The organism is Streptomyces sp. NPDC005728 (genome assembly GCF_040630895.1).
In the GTDB taxonomy this organism is placed as follows: domain Bacteria; phylum Actinomycetota; class Actinomycetes; order Streptomycetales; family Streptomycetaceae; genus Streptomyces.
On record NZ_JBEXYL010000171.1, the window covers coordinates 1 to 11,086 of the forward strand.

General features: G+C 69.6%; 7 protein-coding genes and 2 pseudogenes. 7 read left to right on the plus strand and 2 right to left on the minus strand.

Annotation, left to right across the window (positions count from 1 at the left end):
• Together ABZ471_RS45630 and ABZ471_RS45635 are read left to right on the plus strand one after the other, a co-directional pair.
• A pseudogene (locus ABZ471_RS45630) lies at positions 1-165 on the plus strand (sulfate adenylyltransferase small subunit); the annotation flags it as partial.
• A complete protein-coding gene (locus tag ABZ471_RS45635) occupies positions 165-1,430 on the plus strand; it encodes a GTP-binding protein (protein WP_359075067.1) in 1,266 nt (421 codons plus the stop codon). The pseudogene ABZ471_RS45630 and the gene ABZ471_RS45635, both read left to right, overlap by 1 nt.
• 251 nt (positions 1,431-1,681) lie before the next feature.
• On the opposite strand, the gene ABZ471_RS45640 is transcribed toward ABZ471_RS45635, so the two are convergent.
• A complete protein-coding gene (locus ABZ471_RS45640; protein WP_359075068.1) occupies positions 1,682-1,891 on the minus strand; it encodes a hypothetical protein in 210 nt (69 codons plus the stop codon).
• Positions 1,892-1,952: 61 nt separating this feature from the next.
• Between ABZ471_RS45640 and ABZ471_RS45645 the strand changes: the two genes are divergently transcribed.
• A complete protein-coding gene (locus ABZ471_RS45645; RefSeq protein WP_359075069.1) occupies positions 1,953-3,116 on the plus strand; it encodes a serine hydrolase domain-containing protein in 1,164 nt (387 codons plus the stop codon).
• 23 nt (positions 3,117-3,139) lie between these two features.
• Here the strand turns inward: ABZ471_RS45645 and ABZ471_RS45650 are convergent, their stop codons facing one another.
• A complete protein-coding gene (locus tag ABZ471_RS45650; protein WP_359075070.1) occupies positions 3,140-5,329 on the minus strand; it encodes a WD40 repeat domain-containing serine/threonine protein kinase in 2,190 nt (729 codons plus the stop codon).
• Between the two features lie 410 nt (positions 5,330-5,739).
• On the opposite strand from ABZ471_RS45650, the gene ABZ471_RS45655 reads away from it, so the two are divergent.
• The 4 genes and pseudogenes from ABZ471_RS45655 to ABZ471_RS45670 all read left to right on the plus strand — a co-directional run.
• Complete coding sequence (locus ABZ471_RS45655; protein WP_359075071.1) at positions 5,740-6,630, plus strand: alkaline phosphatase family protein; 891 nt, start codon at positions 5,740-5,742, stop codon at positions 6,628-6,630.
• 5 nt (positions 6,631-6,635) lie between these two features.
• Positions 6,636-7,904, plus strand: coding sequence for an MFS transporter (locus ABZ471_RS45660; protein WP_359075072.1), 1,269 nt, complete (start codon positions 6,636-6,638; stop codon positions 7,902-7,904).
• Positions 7,901-8,923, plus strand: a complete 1,023-nt coding sequence (locus ABZ471_RS45665; RefSeq protein WP_359075073.1) for a TolB-like translocation protein — start codon at positions 7,901-7,903, stop codon at positions 8,921-8,923. Before ABZ471_RS45660 ends, ABZ471_RS45665 begins: the two co-directional genes overlap by 4 nt.
• Positions 8,924-9,348: 425 nt before the next feature.
• A pseudogene (locus ABZ471_RS45670) lies at positions 9,349-11,086 on the plus strand (hypothetical protein); the annotation flags it as partial.

Consider the following 11,086-nt stretch of genomic DNA (forward strand, 5'->3'; position numbering starts at 1 on the left):
GGTGACATGTCCTGCACGGGCGCCGTCGACTCCGATGCGACCACGCTGGACGCCGTCATCGCCGAGATCGCCGCCTCACGGCTGACCGAGCGCGGCGCGACCCGCGCCGACGACAGGCTCTCCGAGGCCGCCATGGAGGACCGCAAGCGCGAGGGGTACTTCTGATGCACGCGGACACACTGCGTTTCGCGACCGCCGGCTCGGTCGACGACGGAAAGTCCACTCTGGTGGGCCGCCTCCTGTACGACTCCAAGTCCGTCCTGGCCGACCAACTCGAAGACGTGGCCAGGGCGTCGCGAACCGCGGCACCCGATCTGGCGCTGCTGACCGACGGGCTGCGCGCGGAGCGGGAACAGGGCATCACCATCGACGTGGCCTACCGCTACTTCGCCACGCCCCGCCGCCGTTTCATCCTCGCCGACACCCCCGGCCATGTGCAGTACACCCGCAACATGGTCACCGGCACCTCCACCGCGGACCTCGTCGTCATCCTGGTCGACGCCCGCAAGGGAGTGGTCGAACAGACCCGCAGGCACGCCGCCATCGCCGCCCTCCTGCGCGTCCCGCACGTGGTGGTGGCCGTGAACAAGATGGACCTGGTCGGCTACGCGGAGTCGGCGTTCGCTCCCATCGCCGACGCATGCGCCGCGTACGCACACGCGTTGGGGGTGCCCCAGGTCACCGCCATCCCGATCTCCGCCCTCGTGGGCGACAACATCGTGGAGCCCTCGGCCTCCATGCACTGGTACGAAGGCCCCACCGTCCTCGAGCACCTGGAGACCGTCCAGGCCGGGCACGATCCCGCCGACGCCCAGGGACGCTTCCCCGTGCAGTATGTGATCCGTCCGGGCACCGCCGAACGTCCCGACTACCGCGGCTACGCGGGCCAGATCGTGGCCGGCACCTTCCGGGTCGGCGACACCGTGACGGTCCTCCCGTCCGGCCGCACCTCGACCATCACCGGGATCGATCTGCTCGGCACGCCGGTCGACGAGGCGCGGGCCCCGCAGTCGGTCACCCTGCTCGTCGCGGACGACATCGACATCGCGCGCGGCGACCTGATCGTTCCCTCCGCGGACGCGCCCACCACCAGCCGGGACGTGGAGGCGACCGTATGCCATGTCGCCGACACTCCGCTGACCGTCGGCCGACGGGTCCTCATCAAGCACACCGCGCGGACCGTGCGGGCCCGGGTCGAGGAGATCCCTTCGCGTCTCGGGCCGGACGACCTGTCCCAGCGCGCGGAGCCCGGACAACTGCTCGCCAACGACATCGGCCGCATCCGGCTGCGCGCCGCCGAACCACTGGCCCTGGACGCCTATGCCGACTCCCGCAGCACCGGCTCCTTCCTCCTGATCGACCCCGCCGACGGCACGACACTCGCCGCAGGCATGGCACTCGCCGGATCACCGGATCCGGGCCGGCCATGACGACAGGCACCGATACGGCGGACGCGCACGGGCAGGAGGCGGGGCAAAGCGCCCTCCCACCCTGCTCCTTGGCCGCGTCACACGTATGGGCGACTGCGCTCGGTGCGTATGCCGGGCCCCCTGCGTCTCGGCCCGGCCGATGTCGCGGAAGTCGGCCGTCCTGATGCCGAGTTGCGGCCGGACCGGTCGCAACTCGGCGCTGCCGAGGTGGCCGGCTTCGGGCACGGAGCGGTGAACACGAGGCGGGTCGGTCATGCCGGGCGTACGAGTCCGGTGTCGTAGGCGAAGATCACGACCCGGACGCGGTCGCGGGCGTCGATCTCGGTGAGGACCTTGCGTTCGCAGCTCAGCCCGACCCAGCAGACGACGGACCCTGCCCCTGTTCCCTGCCGGCTGAGCGTGCCGGGGGCTAGCCCCACCTGTTGCTGGGCGGGTAGCAGGATCGTCCCGGGCGGTCGCATCCGGAGATGCTGAGCCCGGCAGACGCCGGTGATTTCCCGATGGCCCCCTAGGAGTTGGCTCGTGCGTGAGCAGGCATGGAAGAGGATTCGTCCGTCCGGGCAGCGGAGCGGCCGGCGCAGAGCCGTGCAGGCCGCGGCCGCAGTGGCCGTCGGCGTCATGACGATGGGCGCCCTGGCCCCACCCGCGGCGTCCGCCGCTGCCAGGCCGCACACCGTCCAAGAGAGCCTGAACACGCTGGTGCACACCGACGGTGTGCCCGCCGCGCTGGCGAGCGTCAAAGACCGTGACGGCCGCACCCGCACCTACACCGCAGGGGTCGGCGACCTGGCCACCGGCGCGAAGGTGCCCCGGGACGGTCAGGTGCGCATAGGCAGCAACACCAAGACGTTCACGGCGGTGGTCGTGCTGCAACTGGTCGGCGAAGGCAAGATCGGCCTTGACGCCCCGGTCGACACCTATCTGCCCGGCCTCGTCCGCGGGGACGGGATCGACGGACGCCACATCACCGTCCGTCAACTCCTCCAGCAGACCAGTGGACTTCCCAACTACAGCCAGTACCTCAGCGACGACATCCGCTTCTACGATCCCCGCGAACTCCTCGACCTCGCTCTCCAGCACAAGGCCGACTTCGCCCCCGGCACGAAATGGGCCTACAGCAACACGAACTACCTGGTGGCCGGCCTGATCGTGCAGAAGGTCACCGGCCGCCCCCTCGCCGAGGAGTTCGACCGGCGCGTCATCAAGCGCATCGGACTGCGCCACACCTACTTCCCCGCCCCGGGCGAGGTGACGATCCGGGAGCGCCATCCCAAGGGCTACTACCAGGATTCGGCAGGTGCGCCGCTGGTCGACGCCACGGAATGGGACCCTTCCTGGGCCTGGGCCGCGGGCCAGATGGTGTCCACCAACTCCGACCTGAACCGGTTCTTCACCGCCCTGTTGGCCGGCCGCCTCCTGCCGAAGGCCCAGCTCGACCAGATGCGCACCACCGTCCCCGCCGGTTACCCCTTTCCCGCCGGTGCCCGCTACGGGCTGGGCCTCGTGAGCACGCCCCTGTCGTGCGGCGGTGTGTACTGGGGCCACGGCGGCAGCATGACGGGTTACGAGACCCGAGGCGGCGCCACCGAGGACGGCCGCGCGGCCGACGTCGCCGTGACGACACAGCCGAGCCAGGCAGCCAAGGAGCGCATGGACGGTGCTGTGGACACGGCCCTGTGCCGCTGAACCGCGGCTCCTCGGCTCGCTGGTCAGACAAGCCCCGGGAGCTTCCAGGCACACACGTTTCCTTCATGGACAGTGACCAGCATCCTGCCGTCCGGGCTGAGGGCGATGGCGTTGGAGTCGTCGATGACGTCGCGGAACTCATGAGTCCGTTTCTGGGTGGCCACGTCCCACACATGGATCCGGCGACTGGTGCTGGTACTGGGGTTGTCCGTATCCACGCTCACGGCGATCAGTGCCCTGCCGTCCGGGCTGAATGCGAGAGTGAAGAGTTCACCGGCCCCTTCGAAGGTGAACGTGCCTCTCTTCTTGCGAGTGGCGGTGTCCCACGCGATGGCCACGCTCCCGGCCGTAGCGGCGACCAAGTTGCCGTCCGGGCTCAGGGCGATGTCGTCGGAGGTCAGCCTGGCGTCCCAGACGCTACTGCTTACCTTGTGTTCGGCGAGGTCCCAGAAGCGAAGATACCCCGAGCTCTCCGTGGCTGATATGAGAGTTCGACCGTCACGGGCGAACACGACACCTCTCACACCGCTGACCTCGTCGGGGTCCTTAAGGGAGGCGATCTTCCGGTGGGAGGTGGTGTCCCACAACGTGATGAGGCCGTTGAACGAGTGACCACTGGCCAGGATTGCTCCGTCACGGCTGAACGCCACAGAGAACACCCTGGGCGTCCGCGACCCAGGGATGTTCGCGGGCACCGGATCAGTGAGCACAGCGATCTTCTTGTAGGTCTCCGTGTTCCACAGCATCCGTATGTCTTCGACGTCTGTGTCGGCGTCCTCATCCAGCACCGCGCCGGCAAGGATCGAGCCGTCAGGGCTGAAGACCAGGTCAGAGCTGCCGCCAGGGATGTCGAACTCGAGCGAGGCCGCCACCGTCATGCCCTTGCTGTACAGCAGCCTGACGCCGCCGTCTCCGCCCACAGCGACGAGGCTGCCGTCCGGACTGAACGAGATGTCTGCGCCTTCGGAATCCCAGGGCCCGGAAGCCGACATGTCCGACGGCTCGGAGGCCGCAATGAGGTCGAGTTTGGAAAGCGTCGGGGACGCATCGCCCTTCGGGCCTGCTCCGTCCTTCGGCGAGTCGTCAGAGGACCAGGCGGCGATTCCGATGGGTGCGCCGACCACTGTGGCGGCGACTCCGACGCCGAGCATGCCGCGTAGGAGGGTACGGCGGCTCGAACGCCGTGGAGCGGGCAGGGTGGGAACCGGAGCGGATGTCAGGGTCGAGAGCTCCGCCTGCAGCCGGGTGTTGCCAGGTGACAGGACGGTGCGGATGACCGTCTCCGCTCCGGCCTCGAGCAGCACGGTGTCCTCCTCGGACCTGCCCAGGAGCCGGACGACCTCGGTGTGCTGCGCGTCGAGCATCGCGTGCACCGAAGCCGGCCAGGGACGCTCGGTCGGAGCGAGGGGGCCGATCACGTCGAGGATGCCTGCGGGGTCGGGCCGCTTCGCCGGGTCCTTGGCCAGGCACCGCCGCACCAGGCCGCGCAGCTCTTCGGGGACCTCTGTGAGGTCGGGTTCGGTGTGGACGACCTGGTAGAGGGTCTGTGGAGTGGACGTGCCGGAGAAGTGGCTGGTGCCGGTGCAGGCGAAGGCGAGCACCGCGCCGAGGGAGAAAACGTCACTGGCCGGCGTGAGCTTCCTGCCCTCGGCCTGCTCCGGAGACATGAAGGCGGGAGAACCGACCAGCCAGCCGGTGTGGGTGATCTCGGTGCCACCCTCGCTGTCGGTGGCACGGGCGATACCGAAATCGATCACCCGGGGACGGTCCGCGGCGAGCAGGACGTTCGACGGTTTGAGGTCTCGGTGGATGAGGCTCGAGCGGTGGATGTCCGCGAGTGCTTCGGCCAGCCCGGCGGTCAGGTGCAGCGCCGCGTCGACGGGTAGCGGGCCGACCGTGTCGACGCAGTCCTTGAGTGAGGGCCCGGGGACGAAGACCGAGGCCAGCCACGGCAGTTCCGCATCGGGATCGGCGTCGACCACGGCTGCCGTGTAGGCCCCGGAGACCCGACGCGACGCCGCGACCTCACGCCGGAACCGCGTTCGGAAGCCCTCGTCCTCGACGAACTGGGAGTGCACCACCTTCACCGCGACCAGCCGGTCCGCGTCGGTGACACCCAGGAGCACGCGCCCCATGCCGCCCCGTCCCACCTCCGCCACCAGCCGGTAAGGACCGATCGCCGACTCGTTCGACGTCCCGAGACCCCTCACCACACTCCCCGTCCCCTCGTGCCCCGCACCCTGCAGCGCCGTCAGCCATCTTGACCCACAACGGTCTCCCAGGTCATCGCATCCGCCGGCGCGGATCGACCCGGCCGAACCGGTGACCCATCCGTAACAGCACCTCCTCAAACTCCGAAACCCAGGCACCGGGCCGCACAAGTGGCGACGGTGAGCGGCCAACTCCTGCTGTTCCAGCAGCCCCACGACCGACGGCATCCGCAACTTCGCTGCTGGACGGGGCATCCGACTGTCAGGTTTTGCTCTGCGTGACCTGTGCGTGGCGCCTTCTTTGCCCGGCGGGGCCCACCGTTCGTCTGTCCTTCACCTGGTTCCGGTCTGGTGCTCCTAGGGTTACGGCGCCGCTCCCCCGATCGTCCGTCACTTCTGTCCGGAGGACAGTCATGACCGCCGTCAAGGCTCCCCAGCGCAACCGACGCCCCCTCGCCGCACTTGCAGGGGCTGTTGCCCTCACCGCCACGTCGATCGGCCTGTGGGCCACCACGGCCTCCACCGCTCAGGCCGCCGCTCTCCCGACCCCCGACCACGTGGTGGTCGTGGTGATGGAGAACCACGCCTACTCGCAGGTGATCGGCAGTTCCAGCGCCCCGTACATCAACAACACCCTCAAGGCGGGTGGCGCCAACCTCACCCAGTCCTACGGCCTCACCCACCCCAGTGAGCCGAACTACTACATGCTCTTCTCGGGCTCCAACCAGGGCCGCACCGACGACAGTTGCGTCTCCGTCGGTTCCATTTCCGCACCCAACCTCGCCTCCGAGCTGATCGCGGCCGGGAAGACCTGGGCGAGCTACAACGAGTCGCTGCCCAGCCAAGGTTCGACGGTCTGCAGCAGCGGCAACTACGCGCAGAAGCACAACCCGTGGTTCGGCTTCTCCAACGTGCCGACCAGCAGCGCGAAGACCATGACGCAGTTCCCGACCGACTACACGACCCTGCCCAAGGTCTCCTTCGTCGTCCCGAACCTGTGCAGCGACATGCACGACTGCTCGGTCTCCACCGGCGACACCTGGATCCAGAACAAGCTGGGCGCCTACGCCACCTGGGCCCAGACCCACAACAGCATCCTCGCCGTCACCTTCGACGAGGACAACAAGCTGTCCGGCAACCGCATCCCCACCGTTCTTTACGGGCAGCACGTCGCCCCCGGCAGCTCCAGCTCCACCACCTACAACCACTACAACGTACTGCGCACCGTGGAGGACCTGGCCGGTCTGACCACGCACGCGGGCAACGCCGCCTCGGCCTCCGACATCGCCGGCATCTGGAACTGACGCCCGTGTATCTCGCGGACTCCCGCAGCACCAAGCCCGCCGTCGCCCCGGACACCCGTCCGGGGCGGCGGCCGGCCGCCGTGCCCGGCACCGTGCTGGCCCTGGGTGCGGTCAGCATGATCACGGACGTCTCCTCGGAGATGGTCACCGCGGTCCTGCCGCTCTACGTGGTCGTGGGCCTCGGCCTGTCGCCGCTCGGGTTCGGGCTGCTGGACGGCATCAACAACGGCGTCGGGGCCCTGGTCCGGCTGGTCGGCGGCCACCTCGCCGACCGGGGAGGCCGCCGGCACAAGGTCGTGGCGGGCCTCGGCTACGGCCTGTCGGCGGTGTGCAAGCCGCTGCTGCTGATCGCCCACACGCTCCCCGTGATCAGCGGCGTGCTCGCAGCCGACCGCACCGGCAAAGGGCTGCGCACCGCCCCTCGGGACGCGATGATCTCGCTGGCCACCGAACCCGAGTACCGGGGACGGGCGTTCGGGGTGCACCGTGCCATGGACACCACCGGTGCGCTGCTCGGCCCGCTCGTCGCCTTCGCAGTGCTGCGGGCCACCGTCGACGGCTACGACGCGGTCTTCGCGGTCAGCGGCTGCGTCGCCGCACTGGGGGTCCTGGTGCTGGTGCTCTTCGTGCCCCGCCACATCGCCCCCGCCGATGCCGTACAACGGCCCGAATCGGACCGGCCGGTGCTACGCGATGCGCTCGGGCTACTGCGACGTCCCGAGCTGCGCCGGCTCACCGTGTGCGCGACCCTGCTCGGCCTGACCACCGTCAGCGACTCCTTTCTCTATCTGCTGCTCCAGCGCGAAGGGGACCTGCCCGCCCATCTGTTCCCGCTCCTGCCGCTGGGCACCGCCGCCGTCTTCCTGCTGCTCGCCGTCCCGGTTGGCACACTCGCCGACCGCATCAGCCGCCGCCGGCTCTTCCTGGCCGGCCACGGTGTCCTGCTGCTCGGCTACGGCCTGGTGCTCTCCCCTTGGCACGGAGTCCCGGCCGTGGTCGCCGTCCTCGTGCTGCACGGCACCTTCTACGCCGCCACCGACGGCGTCCTCGCGGCCGCTACCGCCAACGCCGTGCCGGCACAACACCAAGGTGCCGGGCAGGCACTGGTCGGCACCGGCCAGGCGCTGGCCCGGTTCACCTGCTCGCTCGTCTTCGGCGCGGCCTGGAGCCTGTGGGGCGGACGCACCACACTCGCCGCAGTCGCCGCCGCACTGGCCATCAGCACCCTCGTGGCCTCGTTCGTCCTCGGTCCCGCCGATGAGGTGTCCACATGACCAGAAACACCCGCCTGGTGATCCTGCTGGCCGCCGTCCTGCTGCTGGGGAGCGTCGGCACCGGGGCAGTGCTCCACGCCGCCCACCGGTCGGGCATGCGCGACCGGCAGCAGGCGAACGGTCCGACCGTGCGGCCCGGAACCGTCTCGCTCCGGCCGACGGCCGGCCGTCGCCTGCTGGTGCGCAACCTGGCCTGGGGTCCGCACCGCGACGAGATCTCCACCGTGCCCGCCGGCGATCCGCAGGGGCCGCGCACCGCATCGGGCGTCAAGTGTCTGCGTTTCCACGCGGCGGCCGGTACCGGCATCTGCCTGCAGGCCGTGCACGGCACGCTGCAGGACACCTACCGGGCGGTGGTACTCGACTCGCACCTGCACGAGCTGCACCACTTCCCGGCTGCAGGCATCCCCACCCGGGCCCGGGTCTCACCCTCCGGCCACCTGGTGGCCTGGACGGTCTTCGTCAGCGGCGACTCCTATGCCGGCACCAACTTCTCCACCCGCACCGCCATCGTCGACACTCGAACCTGGGCGATCGACGACAACCTGGAGACCTTCCGCATCACCAAGGACGGCCGGCCCTACCGCTCCGCCGACATCAACATCTGGGGCGTCACCTTCGCCGACGACACCCGCTTCTACGCCACGCTGGCGACCGGCGGCCGGACCTATCTCGTCCGCGGCGATGTCGCCGCACGCACCCTCACCACCCTGCACCACAACGTCGAATGCCCCTCCCTCTCGCCCGACGGCACCCGGATCGCCTACAAGAAACGCGTCAAGGGAGCCTCTCCCGACGCGCCCTGGCGGCTGTACGTTCTCGACCTGCACACCATGAAGGAGACGGCGACCGCCGAACGGCGCAACATCGACGACCAGGCTCTGTGGGCCGGCGACTCCACCCTCGTCTACGCCCTGCCCGGCGACTACGGCTCAGACCTGTGGACCGTCCCCGCCGACGGCACCGGCACGGCCCGCCGACTGATGACTTCCGCTGTCGCCCCCGCCTATCTGGGGTGACAGCCCGCCAGCCCCTTGGGCAGGCCCGTCCTCGGGCCACCTGGCTCCGAGCCCACGACCGTCCCGCAGATGCCGGCCAGGAACGCCACGGGTCCCAGGGGCTCTGCGATGACACCCCGGGGCCCGGCGTATGGAGTCGCGCTGTTCAACGACGGCGCGACGTCGGCGTGACGCCGCTGCCCGAGGCCGTACCCCACGGTTGCCGTGACCAACACGGACCCGATATTCATGCGACAACTTGGCAGTGCTGACAGCCGCCCCCCGGCAAGGGCACCTGCGAGCGGTGCTGAGGTCGGCTGGTTGCTGTAGGCCGTACGGGCCATTTCCGTTTGTGCGCAGTTCATACAACCTTCTGGTGGCGTTCGGGGTCGTGGCGGGTGGCTTCGGGAACCTCCCGGTGCCCTGAACCATCAGAGGGAGCTTGCATGAGATCGATTCCGGCCCGCGCCGGAACCGCCGGTAAGGGGTGGGCACGGCCGGCCGCGTGCGTCCTCGTCGCGGTGACGGCCCTGACGGGCGCGTCGACCGGATCGGCGGCGGGGGCGCCGGTGGCCCCGGCCGGCACCAAGCTCGTGATCGAAAGCCCGAACACCGCGGATGTTTATCCGTATCAGCCCTTCGGCGGCCCGCTGGGCATCCATGTCCTCAACGAGGGCAAGACGACGGTCGACTCCTACACGTTCACCGTCGACGTCACTTCGCTCGAAGGCATCGCCGATGTGACATCGTGCCCGGAGAAGGCGGACCACATCCTGGTCTGCCGGCATGACAGGGACTTCGGGCCTCGCGGAGACAACTGGTACCAAGTCGGTCTGCTGCGCGCGAAGGGCGCGCCGGTCGGTGCCTCGGGCGAGATCCGTATGACCGTCGAGTCGCACGGCGTTCAGCTCGCATCGCGGACGATCAAGGTGACGGTCCCCGACGTGGGCCTGGTCCTCGACCGGCTGGAGCGCACCCCCGGCACCAAGACGGTGAAACCGGGGACCTCCATGAAGGTGACGAGCGGGTTCACGAACTACGGTGCCACGTCGCAGGACGACGCGGTCCTCGTCATGAGCTACGAGGGCCTGACGCCCGACGAGGAGTTCAGCAACTGCGAGTACGGGCCCTACGGCGATACCAAGCACGGCGGCGGCACAGTCCGATGCGAGGTCGAGGGTCCGGTCGACGTCAACGGATCGTACGACCTGGACCTGGGTTCGATGACCGCCGACACCGCCGTGCTGGAGGGTGAACTCAGGGTTTCGTACGGGGGACAGTACTTCCGGTGGAGGGACGGCCAGGCCCACCACCGCGGCACCGGCCGTGAGCTGAAGCTGACGCCCCGCCCGGCCTCGGCACCTCCGGGCAAGCCGCAGAACACCGAGGGGTACACGACGTTCGACGTCGACACCACCGCGGACATCCAGGCCGTGGGGACCACGGTGCGGCAGAAGAAGGCCGGGGACCTGGTGAAGTTCACGGTCGGTGTGCGCAACAACGGTCCCGCCGGAATGGCCGCCTGGACCGGCAGCGAACCGGGCGAGGACGCGCCGTACGACACCCGCGTCTACATCCCGGCCGGGACGGAGGCGGTCGCCACCCCCGAGGGCTGCGTCAAGTTCACGGACAAGCACGGCGCCCTCGACTACTACCTCTGCTTCCAGGACACCCACGACCTGTGGATCGACCCCGGCCAGTACACGACCTGGACGTTCGACCTCCGCGTCGTCGATCCGGCCGCACTGAAGCCGGGCAGGATCAAGGTGACTTCGCTGAGCACCGACCCCGACGCGCGCAACAACACCGCGGCGATCGTCGTCCACGCCCCGGGCCACGACTCGGGCACCGGCGGTACGGGGAACGCCTCGGGCGCTGAGCCGGGTTCCGGCGGCACGTCCGAGAGCAATGGCACCGGCGATGGCAACGGCAACGCCAACGGAACTGCCACAGCGACGGGCGGTGCCGGCCACGGGACCATGGCCGGCACCGGCGCCAGCCCCGTGGTGACGCTGGCGGCCGCGGTATCGACACTGACCCTGCTCCTCGGCGGGGCACTGTTCTTCGCCCTCCGCCGCCGCAGGCAGCCGTCCTGCCCTGACAGGTGCTCAGCCGGTGGCAGCGCCGAACCACTGGGGGAGCCGGCTGAGCAGATCCTGCTGGTCGTCACCGACCCACGCCACG